This is a genomic window from Aminobacterium sp. MB27-C1, assembly GCF_030908405.1.
Classification (GTDB): Bacteria; Synergistota; Synergistia; order Synergistales; family Aminobacteriaceae; genus Aminobacterium.
Genome location: NZ_CP133089.1, coordinates 1697587 through 1719075, shown reverse-complemented (window position 1 = coordinate 1719075; position 21489 = coordinate 1697587). Strand labels below are relative to the sequence as shown.

At 41.1% G+C, this 21489-nt stretch carries 24 protein-coding genes and 1 tRNA gene; 20 read left to right on the top strand and 5 right to left on the bottom strand.

Annotated elements, in window-relative coordinates; translation table 11 throughout:
- Nucleotides 1-68: 68 nt before the first annotated feature.
- Both ychF and RBH88_RS08370 read left to right on the top strand, forming a co-directional pair.
- Entirely contained in the window at nt 69-1160 is a 1092-nt protein-coding gene (gene ychF / locus RBH88_RS08375; RefSeq protein ID WP_213699886.1) for a redox-regulated ATPase YchF, read from the top strand.
- Nucleotides 1161-1232: 72 nt separating this feature from the next.
- On the top strand, nt 1233-1673 hold the full coding sequence (locus RBH88_RS08370; RefSeq protein WP_213691772.1) for a hypothetical protein: 441 nt from the start codon (nt 1233-1235) through the stop codon (nt 1671-1673).
- A 117-nt stretch (nt 1674-1790) separates the two neighbouring features.
- Here the strand turns inward: RBH88_RS08370 and RBH88_RS08365 are convergent, their stop codons facing one another.
- Nucleotides 1791-2507, bottom strand: a complete 717-nt coding sequence (locus RBH88_RS08365; RefSeq protein WP_213695481.1) for a lipid-binding SYLF domain-containing protein — start codon at nt 2505-2507, stop codon at nt 1791-1793.
- 167 nt (nt 2508-2674) lie between these two features.
- On the opposite strand from RBH88_RS08365, the gene RBH88_RS08360 reads away from it, so the two are divergent.
- The 9 genes from RBH88_RS08360 to RBH88_RS08320 all read left to right on the top strand — a co-directional run bounded on the left by RBH88_RS08360 (nt 2675) and on the right by RBH88_RS08320 (nt 12123).
- Complete coding sequence (locus RBH88_RS08360; protein ID WP_213695480.1) at nt 2675-3598, top strand: hypothetical protein; 924 nt, start codon at nt 2675-2677, stop codon at nt 3596-3598.
- Nucleotides 3599-3617: 19 nt separating this feature from the next.
- Complete coding sequence (locus tag RBH88_RS08355) at nt 3618-4169, top strand: ATP-binding protein (protein ID WP_213690242.1); 552 nt, start codon at nt 3618-3620, stop codon at nt 4167-4169.
- Nucleotides 4170-4199: 30 nt separating this feature from the next.
- Complete coding sequence (locus RBH88_RS08350) at nt 4200-5015, top strand: formate/nitrite transporter family protein (RefSeq protein WP_213690243.1); 816 nt, start codon at nt 4200-4202, stop codon at nt 5013-5015.
- 249 nt (nt 5016-5264) lie between these two features.
- Nucleotides 5265-6101: a MurR/RpiR family transcriptional regulator gene (locus RBH88_RS08345; protein WP_213690244.1), complete on the top strand. Its 837-nt coding sequence runs from the start codon at nt 5265-5267 to the stop codon at nt 6099-6101.
- Between the two features lie 123 nt (nt 6102-6224).
- Nucleotides 6225-7529, top strand: coding sequence for a citrate transporter (locus RBH88_RS08340; protein WP_307879536.1), 1305 nt, complete (start codon nt 6225-6227; stop codon nt 7527-7529).
- Nucleotides 7530-7553: 24 nt separating this feature from the next.
- A complete protein-coding gene (locus tag RBH88_RS08335; protein ID WP_213690246.1) occupies nt 7554-8375 on the top strand; it encodes a carbon-nitrogen family hydrolase in 822 nt (273 codons plus the stop codon).
- A 29-nt stretch (nt 8376-8404) separates the two neighbouring features.
- Entirely contained in the window at nt 8405-9568 is a 1164-nt protein-coding gene (locus RBH88_RS08330) for a M20 family metallopeptidase (protein ID WP_213690247.1), read from the top strand.
- A 300-nt stretch (nt 9569-9868) separates the two neighbouring features.
- Entirely contained in the window at nt 9869-10846 is a 978-nt protein-coding gene (locus tag RBH88_RS08325) for an HAD family hydrolase (protein ID WP_213690248.1), read from the top strand.
- Nucleotides 10843-12123 (top strand): replication-associated recombination protein A, encoded by a 1281-nt coding sequence (locus RBH88_RS08320; RefSeq protein ID WP_213690249.1) that lies wholly within the window; start codon nt 10843-10845, stop codon nt 12121-12123. Before RBH88_RS08325 ends, RBH88_RS08320 begins: the two co-directional genes overlap by 4 nt.
- Before the next feature lie 47 nt (nt 12124-12170).
- On the opposite strand, the gene RBH88_RS08315 is transcribed toward RBH88_RS08320, so the two are convergent.
- On the bottom strand, nt 12171-12857 hold the full coding sequence (locus RBH88_RS08315; RefSeq protein WP_213690250.1) for a GntR family transcriptional regulator: 687 nt from the start codon (nt 12855-12857) through the stop codon (nt 12171-12173).
- A gap of 85 nt (nt 12858-12942) precedes the next feature.
- Nucleotides 12943-13473, bottom strand: a complete 531-nt coding sequence (locus RBH88_RS08310; RefSeq protein ID WP_213690251.1) for a cob(I)yrinic acid a,c-diamide adenosyltransferase — start codon at nt 13471-13473, stop codon at nt 12943-12945.
- A gap of 163 nt (nt 13474-13636) precedes the next feature.
- Here RBH88_RS08310 and RBH88_RS08305 point away from each other — a divergent pair, with 163 nt between their 5' ends.
- The 5 genes from RBH88_RS08305 to RBH88_RS08285 all read left to right on the top strand — a co-directional run bounded on the left by RBH88_RS08305 (nt 13637) and on the right by RBH88_RS08285 (nt 16189).
- The gene (locus tag RBH88_RS08305; RefSeq protein ID WP_213690252.1) at nt 13637-14926 is read left to right on the top strand and encodes a lipopolysaccharide biosynthesis protein; all 1290 of its coding nucleotides are present in this window, start codon (nt 13637-13639) and stop codon (nt 14924-14926) included.
- A 61-nt stretch (nt 14927-14987) separates the two neighbouring features.
- Nucleotides 14988-15073: transfer RNA gene (locus RBH88_RS08300), tRNA-Leu, on the top strand.
- A 218-nt stretch (nt 15074-15291) separates the two neighbouring features.
- Nucleotides 15292-15567, top strand: a complete 276-nt coding sequence (locus RBH88_RS08295; protein WP_213690253.1) for an AbrB/MazE/SpoVT family DNA-binding domain-containing protein — start codon at nt 15292-15294, stop codon at nt 15565-15567.
- The gene (locus RBH88_RS08290) at nt 15561-15914 is read left to right on the top strand and encodes a type II toxin-antitoxin system PemK/MazF family toxin (RefSeq protein ID WP_213690254.1); all 354 of its coding nucleotides are present in this window, start codon (nt 15561-15563) and stop codon (nt 15912-15914) included. Before RBH88_RS08295 ends, RBH88_RS08290 begins: the two co-directional genes overlap by 7 nt.
- A gap of 53 nt (nt 15915-15967) precedes the next feature.
- On the top strand, nt 15968-16189 hold the full coding sequence (locus RBH88_RS08285) for a YdbC family protein (RefSeq protein WP_213690255.1): 222 nt from the start codon (nt 15968-15970) through the stop codon (nt 16187-16189).
- A 4-nt stretch (nt 16190-16193) separates the two neighbouring features.
- Here RBH88_RS08285 and RBH88_RS08280 read toward each other — a convergent pair whose 3' ends face one another.
- Complete coding sequence (locus tag RBH88_RS08280) at nt 16194-16328, bottom strand: peptide-methionine (R)-S-oxide reductase (RefSeq protein ID WP_307879535.1); 135 nt, start codon at nt 16326-16328, stop codon at nt 16194-16196.
- Nucleotides 16288-16497, bottom strand: coding sequence for a hypothetical protein (locus tag RBH88_RS08275; RefSeq protein WP_307880094.1), 210 nt, complete (start codon nt 16495-16497; stop codon nt 16288-16290). Before RBH88_RS08275 ends, RBH88_RS08280 begins: the two co-directional genes overlap by 41 nt.
- Before the next feature lie 140 nt (nt 16498-16637).
- On the opposite strand from RBH88_RS08275, the gene RBH88_RS08270 reads away from it, so the two are divergent.
- The 4 genes from RBH88_RS08270 (at nt 16638) to RBH88_RS08255 (ending at nt 21242) form a co-directional block, all read left to right on the top strand.
- Nucleotides 16638-17192 carry a helix-turn-helix domain-containing protein gene (locus RBH88_RS08270; protein WP_213690256.1) on the top strand — a complete coding sequence of 185 codons (555 nt, stop codon included), beginning with the start codon at nt 16638-16640 and terminating at the stop codon, nt 17190-17192.
- A 23-nt stretch (nt 17193-17215) separates the two neighbouring features.
- Nucleotides 17216-19588 carry a formate C-acetyltransferase/glycerol dehydratase family glycyl radical enzyme gene (locus RBH88_RS08265; RefSeq protein ID WP_213701316.1) on the top strand — a complete coding sequence of 791 codons (2373 nt, stop codon included), beginning with the start codon at nt 17216-17218 and terminating at the stop codon, nt 19586-19588.
- Nucleotides 19575-20378, top strand: a complete 804-nt coding sequence (locus RBH88_RS08260; protein ID WP_307879534.1) for a glycyl-radical enzyme activating protein — start codon at nt 19575-19577, stop codon at nt 20376-20378. The genes RBH88_RS08265 and RBH88_RS08260 overlap by 14 nt, the downstream gene beginning before the upstream one ends.
- Nucleotides 20379-20447: 69 nt before the next feature.
- Complete coding sequence (locus RBH88_RS08255) at nt 20448-21242, top strand: mechanosensitive ion channel family protein (RefSeq protein WP_307879533.1); 795 nt, start codon at nt 20448-20450, stop codon at nt 21240-21242.
- Nucleotides 21243-21489: the final 247 nt, after the last annotated feature.

The following is a 21489-nucleotide window of genomic DNA, read 5'->3' as shown; positions in this document are numbered from 1 at the left end:
TATAATACAATTATAATGCAATCTCATCATGGAAAAGATGATATCGAATAATCAGGAGGTATGTCCTCATGCTGAAATGCGGTATAGTGGGTTTGCCCCTTTGTGGTAAAAGCACTATTTTTAATGTTATAACGCGGGCTGGAGCGGAAGTAAAGGCTTATGCCAGCGGCAAAACAGATCCAAATAGAGCTATGGTTGCTGTGCCAGATGTTCGTTTTGATAATCTCGTTAAGGTCTTTGAGCCGAAAAAAGAAGCTCCTGCCACTGTCGATTTTGTCGATTTGGCGGGACTCTCAAAAGATGCGAGCAAGGGGGCAGGTGTAGGAAATGCTTTCCTTTCTTTCGTTTCAGAATCAGATGCTCTCGTTCATGTGGTAAGAACATTCGATAATGCTGATGTTCCCCACCCTGAAGAGACAATAGATCCTGCAAGAGATTGGAACATTGTTGAGATGGAGTTGATCTATCGAGATCTTGGCGTTATAGAAAATCGCCTTTCTCGTCTTGCTGCTAAAAAGCGTCTTATGCCTGAAGAGGAAGAAGAGAGAAAACAACTTGAGCGTTGTCAGGCCTTTTTGATGGATGAAAAACCCCTTCGCGAGCTGGGGCTCACTGAAGAAGAGCAACGGAAGTTAAGTGGTTTCGCGTTCCTTACCCTTAAACCAGAGATGATCGTTTTGAATCTCGACGAAACTCAAACAGGAGAAAATATCCCCGGTCTTGATGAAATCCGTTCTATAGCAAAAGAGCGTGGCCTCGGCCTTGTTCAGGTCTTTGGCCGAATGGAAATGGATATGGCTGATCTTTCAGAAGAAGAGCAACAAGAATTTATGGCCGAACTTGGCATTGAAGAGGCTGGGCGAAACAGGCTGATACAAGAAGCTTATAGTCTGTTGGGATTGATTTCCTTTTTCACGACAGGTAAGGACGAAGTCAAAGCTTGGACTTTGAAGAAAGGTTCAACTGCTGTTGATGCAGCTGGGGCTATTCATTCGGATCTGGCGAGGGGCTTTATCCGTGCTCAGGTAGTTCATTATCAGGATTTTATCGATTTCGGTTGCTCCTTGTCTGCATGTCGTGATAAGGGGGTATTACGCCTCGAAGGAAAGGATTATATAGTACAAGACGGAGATATGATCGAAATTCGATTTAACGTATAGAATTTTTATTCTGTTTTTGTTCTATGTTAGAATGAATAACTGAATTTTACGAGAAGAGAGGAGGATCGACACATGCCAATGCAGATTAGTCTTGATGAGCTTTTAAGTGCCTTACTTGCTCGTGTAGACGGTATGGCTATGAATGAAGAAAATCTGAAAAGTCGTCTGAACATCATCTTCAGAGTTCTCTATAAAAAAGGGCTCATTACAGACGATGATGTTGTCGAGTCCATTCGTGATGAGCATCGCTTGATGAAAGAACTGGGTCTCATAAAAGAAGAGCCAGAAGATGAAGTCGTAAATGCTATTGCTGATAGCATTTTGCTTTGGATTAAGGGAGACTCAGAGAAGCTGAAAGAGCAGATTAAAGAATATGAAAAGAAGATGCAGGAAGCTGCTATGGAAGAAGCACGAAAACCGAAGATTGACGTAGCTTCACCTCAGATGTTGCAGCAGCTCGATAAGATGAGTGGCAACTCTCGGCAGGGTGGCGGAGGGAAACTTATCATCTAGTTAAAAGTAATTATCTAGTTACAATGAATACGAAAAGCGGGGAAGAATATTCTTCCCCGCTTTTTTAGATCTTTTTGTTGGCGTTCATTTTTTGAAGCAGCGTTATTCTGAAGATTTCTATTTTGCTTCTTTTATAACTTTCTCAAGTTCTTTTATGAGGCTGTTAATTTTAGCGCTGCTTGCTCGTTGTTTCAGAGCTTGTGCAGCGGTTGTGGGTTTTCCCCAATATACTGTATTTGCATTTTCGTCAACATTGATTGCCGCGCCTTCAAGAGACATCCCAGCAAAAAGCCCCTTGGCAATAGAATAGCTGTAGATAGAAGCTTTAAGCTTAATATCTGTTCCAAGTTCACCTCGACGTCCCACTGGGCCGGCAGCAACTCCGAGATCCCCACCGAGTTTAACGTTGTTTCCCATAAACCCTTCAAGACCTCGTTCATTGGTAATAACAAGAACCAGACCTATAGATTCTGCTCCGATTTGCAATCCCCACGAGGCTCCCGCTATTGTTGCAAAACTGGGCCCATACCATCTTCCTGTAGTGGCATCTCTTTTGAGCACAAGTCCTTCGCCATATTTCCCCCCAAAGACAAACCCCGCCTTGATCACTGATGGAAATATAGCTACTCCCTTTGCACGCTCTAACAAATCGGCCATAGTTCCAACATCTGATTGTTCTTGCATCTCTCTGAGAAGCTTAACAGAGCCAGAAATTCTTTCTTCTGGAGTTTTAGCCCAGGCAGCCTGAGAAAAAATACCTCCGCAGCTCAACAGAGCCAGGAGGATGAATACCCCTATTATAGAATGGAGGTTCCTCTCTCTCTGCAATGTCATCTTTATCTCTCCTTTCACAATAGCTTCTTTATCTTAGAATCTGCTTCGTCTATATTATTCGCATGTTTTCTTTTGCGCAAGAATCTAAAGAATTGACGGAGCTCCACTTTTTCGCGTACACTGACTAGATATATATAATATTGATTATAAGGCTGGAGGTACCCTATATGTCTTATTCAGAAATGAAACAAATTGAAGAGTTACTTGAAGAAGCGTATCAAAGTGAAGAGATAGAAGAAATAGCGCGCATCACCCGGCAGATTCTTGAGCTTGATCCCGAGAATCCAGAGGCGTTAATGCTCCTTGCCGATACGTTGGAATACTCGGAAGAAAAGCTCGAACTTTTGCAGCGTGCACTAAAGCCCATGCGCAGCATGATGGAAGAAGCCGGACTTCTCAATAGCGAGGAGCTAATGGATGAAGATGAAGGACTCATCTATATTGGTCTTTTACAACGTTTAGGATTTGCTTTGCTCTCTGAGGCACACATAGAAGAGGCTCTTGGTGTCGCAGAAGAGATCATTTCGTACGACCCTGAAGGACTTACCCTCGGAAAAACACTTATGTATCGTTGTCTTGTAGAGCTTCAGCGTTTTGGCGAAGTTCTGGAAAGAGCAATGAAAGACGAGGAAGTTTCACCTGCTCGTCAACATTCGATTGCCATAGCTACTTTTATGCTTTCAGGTGCAGATAACGCTTCGTATAAAGCTCTTTGGGATGCATTTAAAGTCGGACCAGATATTCCTCTTTATATATTGGGTTACGTTCCTGAGCCTGACCTTGATTCTATTGATGAACAGCAGGAAGAAGATTACAATTTTTCTATACTCTTCGAAGACGCCTGGACAATTTCACAAGAACTTGCCAATTGGCTTGCTTCTGCGACTATTCTTTTTGGAATGCTTACAGGCCGCTTCCTTGAAGAAGATAAAGAAAATTTCCTTGTACTTATGGATTCCCTTGGAATCACTTCTTTCTATGAGAAGGCAACGCAGGACATGGGGTATGACGTCGATGCTCTTGACGCTGAATCCTTTGACACAACTGTTTTAGATATGCTGAGGTCAAACGTCTACCTTCCCCTAAAATAAAAAATGGAGGGGTGGCGCCGTGTTAGAAGATTTTTCTCAACACGTATTAGACATAGCGGAAAACAGCATTAATGCGGGAGCTACATGGGTTGATATACGCATAACAGAAGATCGTAAGGGGGGATGGTTTCTTTTCGAGGTAAAAGATAATGGAAGAGGAATGAATCAAGAGGTTTTGCGTGTTGTAACAGATCCTTTTTATACAAGCCGCACAACGCGCAGGGTTGGGCTGGGTCTACCTTTTTTAAAACAATTAGCCGAATTATGTGATGGAAAATTGGTTATAGAGTCTGCTCCCGGAAAGGGCACCTGGGTGCGGGCCAGTTTTCGCTATGACCATATAGATCTTCCACCGCTCGGCAATATTCCAGCATCTTTGATCTCCCTCCTCATTGCATATCCCGAAGTACAGCTGATCTATCGCCACAATCTCAATGGTAGAAATTTTACTTTTGATAGTTTTGAACTAAATAATGTCTTGGGGGATATAAGAGAGGTACAGAATCCATCAATAGCGCGCTGGCTTCAAGAGTATTTTAAAGAGAGTATAGAAACCTTACGTCAGCATTGATCTTTAGGTTTTCTGGAGGAGTGATACAGTATGAACTACAAGTCGCCCTTTGAATTGGCGAAAATGGCTTGTTCGACATCACAAACAAAAATATCATGGAGCATCAGGCAAATGCTCTTACTTGGAATACTAGCCGGAGCATATATTGGCTTTGGCGGTTGGCTCATGACATGTGTAACCTATGATATCCCTGGTGGGATGGGGAAATTTATGGCAGGATTTGTCTTTTCAGTCGGCCTTATTCTGGTAGTTATTGGCGGAGGAGAACTTTTTACCGGGAACTGTATGATGCCTCTGGGTGCCATGGTTGGATGTACACCTATGAAGAGTATTCTGCGCGCTTGGTTTTGGGTTTACGTTGCGAATTTTATAGGGGGCACACTTGTAGCTTTTCTTATCTATAGCACAGGCTTATGGAATGGCCCCATTGGGGCCAAAACACTTTCTATTGCAGCTGGGAAGATGAGTTTGCCTTTCGGACAGGCTTTTTTCAGGGGAGTACTTTGTAATTGGCTTGTTGTGCTTGCTGTATGGTTAAGCATGGCAGCAACGGATGTCACTGGCAAAATATGGGCTATTTTCTTTCCTATAATGGCTTTTGTAGCCTCAGGTTTTGAACACTCTATTGCAAATATGTACTTTATGGGAATGGGGCTTCTTTTAAAAGGAATGCCGTCTTTAGTGGCAGCTGCACATCTTACGGAAGCTCAGTTACATGCTATTTCTCTAGGCGGCTATTTTAAAAACCTTATTCCCGTAACATTAGGAAATATCGTTGGTGGTGTTCTTTTTGTCGCTGTTTTTTATTTCCTTATATTTAAAGAGAAGCTACGGGCGTCGGAATAGTGTTTGTTGAATAAAATAACGAATATATGAATATTGTTGCCGTTAAAGGAACCTGTGAAAGCAGGTTCCTTTCTTTTTGATTAAAGATTATTTATTCATTGAATATATTGACTGTCATACAATAGGTGCTAAAATGAAAAGAAATTATTTTTTACATCAAAAAACGATAATTTATTTTCATTTTTAAAAACTTTAGTTCCTTCAAGTTCAGAAAATCTCTCTATCCAACAAAGAAAGGGATGTTAAGAAATGAATAAAAATGTACTAAAGCTCATAGAAGAACGTTATGAATCACTTTCAAAAACCCATAAAAAACTTGCAAATTACATTCAAGCGAACATTCATGACTTACCCTTTCTTTCTATAAACGAACTAGGAGATCGAGCTGGTGTCAGTATTGCCAGTATCACTCGTTTTACACGAGAAATATCTTTTGCAGGGTATGCTGATTTCCAAAGAAGTTTAAGTCAATTAGTGCAGAAGGATATAACGCCCTTTCATTCTTTGAAAAGTTTAATACAGGAAGATTCCAACGGAAGTTTTCTAATGCAGACTATAAAAAATAATGCGTATGCTCTTGATACGCTATACAACGAAAATTTAGAGAAGAGCTTCGAAATTGCAATTCAAAAAATACAGAAAGCGCGAAAAATATATATTATCGCTTCCCGTTCTTCATATTCTGTTGGGTACTACCTCTATTTTATGCTTCAAAGATTTCTCGATAATGTTTGTCTTATTAATGGAGTAGGCGATCTTTCTAATCATTTACTCTATGTTGAAAAGACGGACTGTCTTATTGCCGTGAGCTATACTCGCTATACGAAAACTACATATAAAGTGGTAAATCATTTCTTTTCCAAAGGTTGTAATGTAATTTCTATAACAGATACTCATACCTCCCCTATTGCATTGAAATCATCGCAAATATTGCTTGCACAAAATACAGCTTCTTATTCTCTTGTGGGTGCAATGACGCTTGCAAACTGTTTAGTTGCGGCATTAGCCAAAGCAAATCTTCCAGAATCATTAGAACGAATGAAACAACAGGATCAGATAGCGCTCGAAAATGGTATCTATCTTTAGTCTTTAATTTCTTATTTCTATGTTCTTACTCTTCAGCATAAAAGTGCTTGGCCTTAATAACCGCATGGGGCTGTGGTTGACCATCGTACTTTATGACTAAATACAACTTGAGGAGGTTATAACATGATTCTTGGGTTACCACCAATTTTAGGTTTTCTCCCTCTCTTGCTTTATATCGTTTTAATGCTTAAAGGCAAGGACATGAATTTATCGGTGTTGGTTTGTGTTATTCTTGGGGCTATTTTGACTGGAGAAAGTATTACTGGTTTCGGTGCCGTATTACAGCAATCGTTAAGTTCCTTTTTATCTTTAATAGGTTTTATTATTGTTCTGGGGGCAGGTCTTGGGGAAGTCTTAACAGAAACCAAGGTTGCTCACAATATTGTGTATCAAGTTGTTGGCAAAGCAAGACTTAAATCGAAGAAACAGGCTATTTTGATTGCTATGCTTACATCTACCGGGTTGGTTAGCATGCTCGGAACTCTCGCTGGTTCAAATGCTATTATCGCCCCTATCCTCATCCCCATTGTGGCCAGTCTTGGTGTTACTCCCAATACCCTTGGCGTAATTATGCATGGTGCAGGTGCGACTGGTTTATACATAGGTCCCTTTGTTCCTCCTGTAGTAACCATCATGGGATTAACTGGAATAGGATATTGCGAATATCTTATGACAGCAGGAATACCTCTTGCAGTCATAGTTTGGGGAAGTACCTTCTTCATGGCTTGTCGAACTCAAAAACTTACAGAAGGAAAGTTTTCTTATAGTGAAGAAGATGCAGCCAAGACAGATTTTGTGGTAACTCCTCAAATCAAACGCGCCACAATTGCTTTTGCTATCGCCATGGCTGTAATGCTTACCTATGGTATTTTTGCGAAGGCAGGAGCTTCCTATGCCATTGTCGTTATGCTAACAGCTGCTTTAGTCACTGGAGTAGCTGCTGGTATGAGCCTGGATATGGCACTTAAAACTCTGGTTAAAGGGAGTTCTAAAATGTATTGGATGTTCTTTATGTTTGTTTTGTTTGATCCCTTCCTGAATTACGTTGCCAAATCTGGTGCTTTTGATGCGATAGCAAGCTATATCCAGCCTTTGATTGCCGCAGGCGGAGAGGTTGCATTCATTATGCTTAGCTCTCTTATTGGAGTTTTCGGGATTTCTGGCGCTGGTGTTGCTCAAGCTCAAATTACTCATGAACTCTTTTTGCCCTTGGTAAAGAGTTTGCATATCAGCATGGATATGTGGGCTTTAGTAGTATTGGTTGCTTGCCAGGTTACTTTTTTTGTTACGCCTACTGTTGATATGGTTGGCCAAATGGGGCTAGCTCGATCTAAAGATCTAAAAGCCATGCTTAAAAATGGCTGGCTGTTAACGATCATTACATTTGCTTTTGTTTTTGTTCGTGCAGTGCTTTACGTTATGAAGTAAAAGATAAAACAAGGAGGCAGAATAATGGTTAATTTTGCATTGTTGCAGACGGATATTAAATTTTGTGATCCAGAGTATAACCATTCACACGTAAAAGAAATGATTGATAAGGCCATGTCTGCTCAAAAACGTCCGGATATGATCGTTTTACCCGAGGATTGGAGCACAGGTTTTTCTGATGAGATGTTTCACCATATGGAAGATTTCATAGAGCCGATTGATGGTCCTTCAGTAACTCTTCTTAAGGAGTGCGCTAAAAAGCATAACGTATGGATTCTTGGTGGATCTATTGGAACACAATTTGAAGATGGAATGCGCAATACTGCTTTTCTTATCAATCGTAACGGTGAGATTGTAGGGGATTATAGCAAGATGCATTTATATAGCGATATGGACGAAGACGTTGCCTATAAGCATGGAACTGATATGAATGTATATGATACCGAGCTTGGAAAAGTGGGGATCGCTATTTGCTATGATCTTCGCTTCTGTGAACTTTTCAGAACATATGCCTTACGTGGGGCAGATGTAGTGATTGAGACTTCCGATTTTCCTAATCCAAGAGTAAACCATTGGAGAACTCTCCTTTTAGCTCGTGCTATTGAAAATCAGATGTTTATTATTGCATGTAATCGTGTGGGAGCTAGTCCTATGGGGACCTATTGCGGACATTCCATGATTATCGATCCGTGGGGTGAAGTTATTGCAGAGGGTGGGGATCAGGAAGAGATTGTTACGGGAAGTGTTGATTTTTCAGAGACACAGAAAATTCGCGATACAATTCACATGTTCCGTGACAGACGGCCTCAAAGTTACCCTGACGATATGTGGAAAACTAATCGTTAAGCCACATTGAAAGGTATGTAGTACTAATAATGACAGAGTGTATTAAACGAATCGTACAAGAGAACATTAATGACATTGTTGAGTTACGACGACTTATTCATCGCTATCCAGAGCTTGGAGGCAAAGAGATAGAGACGACCAAACGGCTTCAAGCTTTCTTTAAGTCGCGAGGTTTAACTCTTCATCCTATTGCAGATTTAACAGGAGGGTATCTATTTATAGACGCAAAAAGTAATAAAACCATCTGTTTCCGTGCCGATATAGATGCTCTTCCAATTGTTGAAGCCACTGGGGCGTTGTTTACTTCCGAAAGCAAGGGCACGATGCATGCTTGTGGTCATGATGTACATACTGCTGTAGCAGCAGGTGTTGCATTAACTCTTGAAAAGTTAAAAGAATCTTTGAAATGCAACGTTATTGTGCTTTTTCAACCTGCAGAGGAGTGCAACCCCATTGGGGGAGCTTTGCCCATAATAGAGACAGGCTTTTTACGTGGGAATAACATTTGCGAGATGTACGGACTCCACGTATGGCCCTCATATCCAGTAGGAGAAATAGCACTCAAAACAGGAGCTCTTATGGGGTCTTCAGATCGGTTCGTAGTGGAGATACACGGCAAAAAATCTCATGCTGCAGAACCACATAACGGTGTAGATTCCATATCAATTGCTTCTGAGATAATTAACGCCCTTGTGCATAAAATTAGAAGGGAACTCAACCCATTTGACGTATTTCTTATCTCTATTGGATCAATATCGTCTAATGGAAGATACAATATAATTTGCGATAACGTTAAATTAGAAGGAACAATTCGCACCGTTTCAGAGCCAGTACGAGACTTTGTTCACAAGAGAATTTGTGCCCTCTCAGAGAGTATCGCCGCATCATATTGTGGAAGAGCTGATGTAGAAATTCATCGAGGCTATGACGTTGTTCAAAATGATTTCAAGTTAACAGAATCATTCGTAAATTTTGCACGTATGTCATTGGGGAATGAGAAAGTACATCAACTCGACGAACCTTCTTTAATAGGAGAAGATTTTTCACGTTATAGTCAAGAAGTTCCATCTCTATACTTCTTTATGGGGTGTGAAAATGACTATCCTTTGCACAGTGATCATTTTTTGCCAAAGGAAGAAGTCATTCAACAAGGGGTAGAGCTTGTTGCAGGGTACCTTCTACAGCGGCAATAGACGTACATAAGGTGTAAGTTTATGCTATAATTTAGTTGAATAAAGATGAAAATGACCCTGCGATGTACGTGATCATGCACTTAGTCTTGAGCCAACACTCGATCTCAGTAGGGTCGGACGTTCGGGCCGGCGGAAGAGATGGGTGACCATCACCAACGCTAAGGCGCGACAGACCTAATCATACTAGGGCCGGGTCAAGACGACCATGACACGGCATTGCGGGGAGGCGTAAAGGGGCGCAGGTTAGCTTGCGTCCCTTTTTAATTTAAAATTGTTGTGTTTGACAGGAGGCTTCATTATATGAAGACTATTTGTCCCCCCTTTTGGCACCCTATAATTAGCGAGGGCTTTATTCTTGATTGGGATGGCGTTCTCGCCGATACTCGCCTTGATTTCTCACAAATTCGGATGAAATATTTCAATGGACAGTCAGTTCCTATAATTGAGGGAATGAAAACTCTTGCAGAAGATAGAAGACAAGAGTTATGGCATGATATTTATACTCTTGAGATGGAAGGAGCAGAACAAGCTACTCCTGTTGAACAATCTGTCGAATTTGTGAATTGGCTTAATAATCATGATATCCCATGGGTTGTTGTCTCTCGAAATTGTATGGATTCCATACGTTTAGCTGCTGAAAAAATTAAGTTTCCACTTCCCTCCAAAGTGTTTAGTCGTGATGATGGACCTGTTAAGCCCGATCCGAAAGCCCTTTGGCTTGCTGCAGATATGCTAAAAGTTCCTGCTGAGAAGTGCGTAATGGTGGGAGATTTTGTTTATGACCTCATAGGAGCAAGAAGAGCTGGAATGAGGGCTATTCTGGTAGAACGTCCACGAGTTGAATGGCAGCATTGGGCTGATGTTGTCTTTCCTACTATGGGCGATTTTTTAAAGGATCTTTGCTCTCCTTCTCCGCTTGTTCCATGGGAATATACCTCATTGGTAGAAGAAAAAGGGGAAAAGTGGCTTTTCCAGACGTGGCAGCTCTCATTGCAGGTTCCAGATGATATTCCTAATATTTGCAGTTTTTGTGAAGAGGCAGCTCGTCTTGGCATTGGAAAGCTTGTTGTTACTCCCGATGTTGCTCTTTCTGTGGAACAGTGGAAGAATTGGCCAGGGTTGTCTTCTGCCTATCTTGATGTTGATCAGGTAACGGTAATACACGAAACAGTACGACGACGGTACCCTTTTATTACCGTTTATGAAGGAAGCGACGGTATTCAGCTTTCAGGAAATGTCGCTTCAATGGAAAGCGAATTGGAGGATATTGTCTTATGAGTTCAAACTCTCATTCTTTATGGGAGCGTCCCTTAGCAGATAGAATGCGTCCTGCACATCTTGACGATTTTGTAGGGCAGGAACACCTTCTTGCTTCAGGGGCACCGTTACGCCAGATTTTGCAAAGTGGCAAGGTACCAAGCTGTGTGCTTTACGGGCCTCCTGGAGTAGGAAAGACTACCCTTGTGCGTCTCATGGCGACAGAAACAGAGCGTAGCTTGCTAGAAATCAATGCTGTGTCAGCGAAAGTATCAGAACTTCGTGATCTTGTAGAGGAAGCGAAAAATCTCAAAATTCTAAGTGGTTATGCTGCTATTGCATTTGTTGATGAGATTTATCATTTTAATAAAAGTCAACAAAATGCCCTCCTTCCGTCAGTAGAGAAGGGGGACATTATTCTTGTTGGAACCACAACAGAAAATCCATGGTTTGAAATTAATAAAACCCTTCTATCCCGACTTATTGTTTTTCAGCTTAAGCCTCTAACGGAAGATAATCTTGTTGCTATATTGCAGCGTGCACTTATAGATGAAGAAAGGGGCTTAGGCGTTCTTAAACTTGCCGCATCAGATGACGTGATGCGTGTTTTGGCTAAAATGGCAGGTGGTGATGCTCGCCAGGCTTTGACTCGTCTAGAGTTTATCGCTTCATCTGCTGCTACGTCTGGTGCTTCTGAAATTACTATGGAACACATAGAGAGACTTGTTCCGTCGGCGTCAATTCGTTTTGATCCTAAAGCTGATGATCATTATGCCATTATTTCAGCTCTCATAAAAAGTTTACGTGGCTCAGATCCTGATGCAGCAGTCTATTGGCTAGCGCGACTTTTAGAGGGCGGAGAAGATATACGCTTTATTTGTCGCCGCCTCATGATTTTTGCTGCAGAAGATATTGGGCTTGCTGATCCCCATGCACTGCAAATATCAGCAGCTGCTTCTTACGCTGCCGATATGACGGGGCTTCCAGAAGCACGAATTATTCTCTCAGAAGCTGTTATTTATTTGGCGGCATCTCCTAAAAGTAACAGTGCATATATGGCAATTAATAATGCTATCCAATCTATACAGAAAGGGAACCTGCAAGAGGTTCCAGAATGCTTAAAGCCAGGTGGAAAGGGCTATATCTATCCTCACGATGATCCACGACATTGGGTTCCTCAACAGTACGTTCTTTCGCCTCAACGTTATTATTTCCCAGGCAATTTGGGAAAAGAGCGGGCTTTTCACGAGCGGTTAAAAAAATTCTGGCGACGTTTCTCTAGTGATGATGAAAAATAAGAAGAGGTCGGAGGGCGATGGAGTATGCCGCGACCCCTTTTTAATGGTTAATCTTCGTTAGTATAATCTTCGGGATGTAATTTTAGGAAGGTTAAGAGACTCTTCTTCGTATCTTCTATATGCTCACTCATCTCAGCCTTTGCTTTGTCGCAATCTCCAGCAAGAACTGCATCGATAATTGAAAGGTGCCCTTTCAAAAACACACTCAATGCAGTTGGTTCTGACTGCATTGAATAAGGACGGCAGAGGTTAATAAGATCGACGATATTATTAAGAGTTCGATGTAAATATTTGTTCCCGCTACACTCATAAAGAAAACAATGAAAGCGGCGGTCTTCTGACAAATATTCCTCATGTGGTGTCTTGCTTGACATCTCTGAGAAAACCTCGCGAAAAAGTTGTAACTCCTTTATCGGCGGATTTTCGCAAACATTTTCTATCGCTATTACTTCTAATGCTTGACGTAATTCATAAAGGTCTGCTGCATCTTTTAAAGAAGGAAGGGTTACGAAAGCACCTCTCCGAGGAGTTAAAGTGATAAGTCCAGTTTGACTCAACTGCCGTATAGCCTCTCGTACGGGAGTTCTTGAAACAGCTAATTGCTCAGCTAACTCAATTTCGGAGAGTTTTGAGCCAGGTTTAAAAATTCCGCTTACTATTGCATCTTTTAATCTTTCATAAACAATCTGTCTTAACCCTTGGTTAGTTGCAGGGGTCAGTGGTTTGTGGTCCATAGTCACAGTCCTCCTCAAAACCTAGCACTTTGCACCCATTATACACCATGGAAGCATTCTTATTAGTCTATTCGTTCTATTCTGTTTATTGGCAACTATTAGCCTCTTCTTCTTGACGAGTTACATAGTCGTACCACAGTGATAGGGCGTAAATAACATCTGAAAGCCTATTAATGTATGAATAACTATCTTCTTGTAATTCTTTAGTGCGGAAAAGTTTTACGGCTAAACGTTCAGCCCTTCGAGCTACGGTTCGTGCGACGTGCAATGCGGCCCCTGCCTTTGAGTCGCCGGGTCTAATAAAACGGAAAGTTTCACCTGTTATCTTTCCAACTTTACCAACAATAGCTTCGAGATCTGAAATGTTCGGGCATGGTAACCCGGGGAAAAGTGCTAAATGCCCCATTAAAATTCCCATTTGTTGCTCAAGCCAGCAAAGAGTTTCGCAAATTTCTTCATTCTCACAGAATGCCCGGGCCATCCCAACATGGGCCTGACATTCATCAATAGTTCCGTAAACTTCTACGCGTAAATGATCTTTAGGAACACGTTCTCCATTACCAAGGCTAGTTTCGCCAAAATCGCCCCCTTTAGTTGTAATCCACGTTTTGGCCAACCTTGTTCCCCCCCTCTGTAAAGAATTCGCTCCTTGGGCACATTATACACAACATCGGGAAAGATGTAACTATTAAATCTCCATAAAATTGGAGACGTAACCCATAATTTCTGTTAATCTATAGCGCGGTAGTCTTAAAAAATAACTGTAGGAGATAACATATATGTCTGGGTTGCGCCGTAGATTGCTTCCTTTTCTTGAAACTGTTTCTCAGTCTTCTTCTACCAGGGATATGTGGATTCTTACCCTTGGTAATTCAATAGGGCAAATAGCGTTACTTGCGACTATGCCCTTCGCCTCTCGATTGTATTCTCCAGCAGACTATGGGATGTTAGCCCTTTATTCGTCCATACTCTTAACAGGAGTAAGTCTTTCAGGTTTGGCCTACCATCAGGCAATACCAATCCCTTCCAGAGAAGGAGATGGAACGGCCCTTTTTATCCTCAGTATTATTATAGAGGTAGTCTTAGTAGCCCTTTTCAGTTTCCTTTTTGTTGTGTCACGCCCATTTTTTAAAGGTATCCAGCCAACGGGAGGTATAAGTTTTTGGCTTTTCCCTATAGGCATTTTATGGGCAGGTATGTATAAAATTATTACGAGCTGGTGCACTCGGGAAAAGAGATTTAGCGAACTAGCTCTTTCGAAGGTTATTCAAGGGATTATGAGTAGTTTTGTGACTTTAGGTATGGGATTGGCTTTTTTGCGCCCCTTGGGTCTTATAGCTGGATATATGATCAGTCAAGGAATGGGCGTAATCTATCTTTTAATTAAGACCTTTTCGTGGCGTCAACTTAAAGCTGCTTCACCAGAACGTTTACGTTACGTTGCTGCAACCTATCGGCGGTTTCCTCTTTATAATACGTGGTCAGATCTTATGAATACCCTTAGCAGCCAGCTTACTCCGCTTATTTTGACTTCTGTCTATGATGCACAGGTTACAGGCTATTTTGCTCTCTCGTTTCAAGTGATCAACCTTCCCATGTTTTTTATTGGAATGGCCGTAAGACAAGTGTTTTTTCAACAGGCAAGCCGGGCGGTACATAATGGAACACTCGCCGAACTCACTCGATCTACCTTTAGAAGGCTTTTTTGTATAGGTTTTGTGCCCTTCTTTCTTCTTACGCTTTTAGGGCCACAGATTTTTTCTTTTCTCTTCGGGGAACGTTGGTATATGGCGGGAGTTTACACGCAATGGATAGCACCATGGTTCTTTATCGTTTTTTGTACAGCTCCTCTTTATAGCATTCTTTATATTCTTGAAAGACAGCGTCAAAATACAATTTTTCAGGCTGTGATTTTGGTCTCTCGTATTGGGGCGCTTTACTTAGGAGTTTTTTGCGGAGGTGCCGTGTGGTCAATTGCTATCTTTGGAGTGGTAGGGCTTGTATTATGGCTCTTTCTTCTATGTTGGATAATACATTTAAGCGGAAACACCGTTAAATCGATGTTTTAAGCTTGAAACTTCAACTTCGCACTAGACATCATGCTTTATATGTGGTAGAAATATTGGCGTTGCCGGAGTGGCGGAATGGTAGACGCAGCGGATTCAAAATCCGCCGGGGGCGACCCTGTGGGAGTTCGAGTCTCCCCTCCGGCACCATAATAAGAAAGAGTAAAGGACTTCAACGCTTTTATGTGTTTGAAGTCCTTTTTTAATTATAGCTGGCTACAGAAAAATGGCAGACGCAAAGACACTGATAAAAAGCTTGGACAGATGGATTAGAAGTTGCATACGAATTGTGGCTAAAACAGTAGAAGTTTTTTAAAGGGATAAATGATATACTATGTATATCATTTGCGAGCAAAGGAGGCAAGAACATGTTGTCAGCTTCTACTTATAAGACAAAATTATCAGATCCAGTTGTACGATTGGCGAAATGGGGCAATAGTATCGGCGTAAGGATTCCTAAACATGTCGTGAAGGCACTAGGACTTGCGGCAGGTCATTCTCTAAAAATTAGGATAGAAGGTAATTGTATTGTTTTTTGCCCAATTCGTAAATATTCTTTAGAAGAACTTGTGTCAAAGATAACAGACGAGAATAAGCATGAAGAAATAGATTGGGGAAGTGACGAAGGAGCAGAACGATGGTAGAAGAGAAGCGGCGTTTTCCTGATCGTGGGCATGTTATACTTGTCGATCTCAAACCGGTTAAAGGGCATGAACAAGGGGGACAAAAACGGCCAGTTCTTGTCTTATCGCCATTTGAATACAACATCCGTTCAGGCTTATGTCTTATTGTTCCTTTTACAAAGCAAGAAAAGGGGTATCCTTTTGAAGTAAAGATAGACGAGCTCAAAATGAAAACAGATGGCGTGGTACTTGCAGACGCATTACGTAGTATTGACTGGAGAGCTCGCAATGCCTCATACTGTGAGTGTGCAGATTCGATTTTCGTTGATGAGGTTTTGGCGAAAATTGTTACGTTGCTTGATATGTAGATTATCTTTCCTTTTTTTATATCATCCATATGAAAAAACTAAGGAGAGTTAAAATGACAGATATTAAGTATGAAATCAAAGAAAGTTACGGTGTCCTTGCTGAGTCGTCGAAAGGATGGCAAAAAGAATTAAATCTTGTTAGTTGGAATGATAGAGAACCTAAATACGACCTTAGAGACTGGGATCCAACGCATACAAAAATGAGCAAAGGCATAACACTGACATGCGAAGAAATAAAGAAACTACGTGATATATTGAATACTCTTGAACTTTAGCTGTTTAGCGGGGAATAAATTTCAAAGCAGTTGAGTTTATGCAATATCGCATTCCAGTTGGTTTAGGCCCATCTGGAAAGAGATGCTCTAAGTGAGCGTCAAAACCGGGCGCAAAGCACTTCTGTTCGTTCCATTCCAAAAAAGAGATCTTGCCTTGCTGTTATAGGAGCATCTTTTACGGTTGCCCAGAAGCTTGGCACCACAGCAAACGCAAACATAAATACCCTTTTTATAGATGCGGCATACGTACGTGTTGCCATGAAAAATATAATTGATCCAGTGAATAACAAAAGTAACGTGCATTTCATAGTAACACCCTCCTTCTTCATCAACATGCTATATCCTCTTAGTTATAGATACCTTATTGACGCAAAATAGCTTAAGTGCTATGGTTTTTTTGACCGTTATAACGCACAAAATAAGCGTTTTAGCGTAGGGGATGATGTCTATGGAAGATATGAAATTAGTTTTAGCTGCTAATCTTCGATGTATTCGAGAAGAAAGAAAGCTTAGTCTCGATAAGGTTTCAGAAATGACAGGTGTCAGCAAAAGCATGTTGGGGCAGATAGAGAGGGGCGAATCAAATCCTACCCTCCAGACTGTGTGGAAAATAGCGAATGGGCTTAGGGTTTCTCTCGTCGATCTCACTGAATCTCACCGTTCTGATACGGTAATAATTTCAAAAAAACATATCTCGCCTATTGTCGGAGATAACGGACTTTTTCGCGTCTATCCTGTCTTCCCTTTTGATGGAGAAACCCGATCTGAAATTCTATCTATTGAGTTAGATAAGGGAGCTTATTCTTCTTCTGAGCCTCACAATCCAAGGACTGTTGAATACGTTTTAGTTTTTGAAGGTGAGTTGACTGTAACTTCTGGGACGGAAGAGCACTCGCTGAAAGCAGGTGAATCGATTAAATTTCGTTCTGATCGCCCCCATTCCTACCATAATTCCGGAAATGGCATAACGCGACTTTGCGTTATTATGTTTTACCCAGAATAGTGTGGTTGTAAGGAGTGATAATAATGAGTATTAGCCAAAGGACTGAGAAAATTCGAAAGGAATATATTAATAGCAAACCATCTATTAGTTGTTTACGAGCTGAGATATGGACAAACTCCCATAAGAAAACAGCGGGAGAACCAATAGCAGTGCGAAGGGCAAAAGCTTTTGCTGAAGCGTGTGAAAAACTCCCAGCTCTTATTTTTCCTGAAGAACTCCTTGTAGGAACCCCAGGTGAGTTCCGACGAACAGCTATTTTGACTCCAGAGTTTTCGTGGATGTGGGTTGATAGGGAGATGGATTCCTTTGATAAGCGGCCTCAGGATCCTTATGTCATTACAGAAGAGCAGAAAAACTTTTTACGAAAAAATGTATGGCCATATTGGAAGGGAAACTCTCTGGAAGAAACTTTTCTTACGCGGGTTCCAAAAGATACGGCCAAAATTCTTGTTGATACAGGTATTCTCGACAACGACTCAAAATGGCGTCAAGCTGTGGGAGAAGTCACTCCTGATTATCAGGATGTACTTTTCCCTCGGGGATATAGAAAAATACGTGATGATGCAGAAAGAAAGCTGTCGTTGCTTAAAGCCGATTCTTTTTCGAATATAGAAAAAATTGATTTTTATAACTCTGTGATTATTGCCTGTAATGGCATTATGCGCCTGGCGGAACGATATAGTGAGATGGCTAGAACAATGGCTCTTTCAGAAGAAGATGAAATAAGAAAGGTCGAACTTCTTGCCATTTCTGATGTGTGCAAGCGTGTTCCAGCAGAACCACCTCGAACATTTCGCGAGGCTTGTCAGTTCGTATGGTTTGTGCAACTCGGCGGTATTATTTCTGAAAATCCTCTGGCCCTAAATCTAGGGCGTTTTGATCAATACATGTACCCTTTTTATAAATCTGATGTAGAAAAAGGCCAGTTGAATAGAGAAAAAGCACAAGAATTAATTGAATGTCTCTGGCTCAAGCTTTCTGAATGGGTGTGGACAATTTCTTCTAATACGGCTAATTATTTTGCAGGGTACAATCAGTTTCAAAATTTGACAGTAGGAGGACGTAAAAGAGACGGAAGTGACGGAACAAATGATCTCTCTTATATTTGTCTAGAAGCTACAGCCAGTGTAAAAACGCACCAACCAGGTTTGAGTGTAAGAATACATCCAGATTCTCCACATAAGTTTGTAATGGCAGTAGCAAAGCTTGTAAGTAAAGGATTAGGTTTCCCCGCTATTCATAACGACAGAGCAGGAGCCGACATGCTTTTGCAAGCTGGATACGATCCTGAAGATGCACGAGATTGGAGCAATTGTGGCTGTGTCGTTCCTCATTTTAGAAAAACTGGAGAATGGACCTCTGCTGTTAATGTAAATTTCGGAGCGGCTTTAGAATATGCGCTAAATGAGGGAAAGAGTCGCCTCACAGGAGAACCTTTAGGTCTTTCTGAAAAACCTGCCAGAGAGTTTAAAGATTTTCGTGAGGTTAAAGAGGCTTTTATGCGACAACTTTCCTATTTGGTCGACCATTCCGTAATTGGAACAGTTACAGCCCAGAAAATTCATATGGAGATGGTTCCTCGTCCCTTCCTCTCAATTTGTGTAGATGGGTGTCTCGACAAGGGGACAGATCTTAGCAAAGGAGGAGCTAAATATAATATAGGTCCTGTTCTTACGGGAATTGGCCTAGGTGTTGTTGCGAACTCTCTTGCTGCAATAAAAAAGCTGGTTTTTGATGACAAGAAAACTACTATGGAAGAGATCTTTTCTGCTTTAAATAGTAATTGGGAAGGGTACGAAAACTTGCGAGAGAAAGCACTTCACGTTCCTAAATATGGAAACGATGACGACTATGTAGATTCGCTTGTGACAGAGATTTCTGATTTCTATTATCGTGAAACCCGTAGACATAAAGATATATTGGGGTCCCCCTTTAATTCGGCTTTTATGGGTATTTCCAACTATGTCCCCACAGGGAAAATTGTGGGAGCTCTTCCATGTGGCAGAAGAGCGAAAGAACCTCTTACAGAAGGTGTTTCTCCCTTTGCCGGAAGCGATGTAACGACTCCCCTTGCAGTGATGCGTTCAGCAGCGAAGGTGAATCATGATGTTCATGCTGGAGGTACTCTTCTTAACTTGAGATTGAATAAAGAATTGGTTAGTTCCGATAGAGGGCTTCGTAATTTGGGTGCCATGATCCAGGCGTATTTTTCCTTAGGGGCTTTTCATGTTCAATTTAACACAATTTCTACAGAGGAATTAAGAAAGGCTCAGGCAAAACCAGAGCAATATCGCGATCTGCTAGTAAGAGTGGCTGGATATAGCACCCAGTTTGTCAATCTTTCTCGGGAGATGCAAGATGCTATTATAGCTCGAACGGAACATGGATCTTTCTAAGTTAGATATGGCAGATAGAAAAATTTGTGTCTCTCAAATTCAGCATTTTTCTGTCAATGATGGAGAGGGAATCCGTTCAACAGTTTTTTTGAGCGGGTGTCCTCTCCGCTGTCATTGGTGCTGTAACCCTGAAACATGGACGCCATTCCCCAAAGAAGTTATCTTGTCTTCTGGTAAAGGTGAAGTTATGGGCCGTTTTATGTCTGTAGATGAAATTGTTAGGGAACTTGAACGATATTCTCTTTTTTACCGTCACTCTGAAGGGGGAGTCACATGGTCGGGAGGGGAACCCTTTTTTTACCCCAGAAATTTACGGCAACTTGTAAGAGAGTGTTCTTCATCCAGATTTTCTCAGGCGGTAGAAACGTCGTGTTTTTTCAATTGGCAGGATGCATCAGATATTATTGAAAAACTCGATTTTGTCTTTGCCGATATTAAGCATATGGAGAGTATTCATCATAAGAGGCTGACAGGTGTGGAGAATAAAATAATTCTTGATAATCTTAAGTGTATAGGTGCAACTGGAATAAAGACAGTGATTCGTGTTCCGCTCATAATGCATGTTAATGATAGCGAAGAAAATATTAGAAATACTGCTCGATTTGTTTCGCGCCATATGAGATGGAAGATAATGGAGCTGTTGCCCTATCATAATTTCGGCGCATTCAAATACGGACTTCTTGGCCTTGAAAAGTATTGGCATGACTTTGAAACCCCGTCGAAAGAACATGTAAAAAAGCTTGAAGAGATTATCACTGATGAAGGAGTGGCTGTTGTTCACTATAGATAGGCGGCTAAGAATATAGTATTTTTCATGGTATGCTGTGGTGCCATAGCCAAGGAGAAGGGAGAATGTCTCATGAATAATATCATTTATTTGGTTATGCCAATTATTAAAAATATCATATTAGCTCTTTTGACAGTATTAGTAGGATTAAAAGTTATTCAATGGATTACCGAAGGTGCAGAAAAGTTTGTTGAAAAGTCATCCTTTGACAAAACGTTGAAGCCATTTGTTGTTTCTCTCATCAACGCTTTATTAAAAGTTCTTTTGGTTATATCGGTAATTAGTATTCTGGGAATAGATACAACATCTTTTGTGGCAGTCATAGCGGCAGCAGGTTTTGCCGTTGGATTGGCCTTCAAGGGGTCTCTATCTAATTTTGCAGGTGGAGTTTTACTCCTAGCTTTGAGGCCCTTTAAGGTAGGGGACTATATAGAAGCAAGCGGATTTAGTGGAACTGTTCAGGCTATACAAATTCTCTATACAGAACTTGTTTCCGTTGATAATAAAGTAATATTTATTCCTAACGGGAGTCTTTCAAATTCCAGTATTGTAAATTATTCCATTAAGGATACTCGCCGTGTAGATTTCAAGTTTGGTGTTGGGTATGAATCGGATACCAGTATGGTTAAAGAAGTTTTAAAGGCAGTGGTAGGAAGCCACCCATTAGTATTAAATGACCCAGAGCCCTTTGTCAGAATGTCTGAGCACGGGGATAGTGCCATTGTTTTTGCCGTTCGAGTTTGGGTGAAGGCACAAGATTATTGGACAGTATATTTTGATGTAGTTGAAACAGTGAAAAAGCGTTTTGATGAAGAAGGCATATCGATACCGTATCCTCAGATGGACGTGCATTTGAAGCAACAGTAACTTTTTCTATAAATATGTAATTTATAAGAGCGGGTCGTCTCTCTTACTTGTTATTAGGGGAGGCCCGCCCTTTAATTTTCTTAATTTGCAAAAATAGTATCCTTATGTTATAATTGTATATACAATAAAGTGCATTGTTGTAAATAATCCTCGAAAACTAGATCACGACCAACCCAGTAATCTTGTGAATATGGCCATAGATTTGTTTTCCCCAGAATCAATTACTTCTTATTTGTCATGTTTTTTA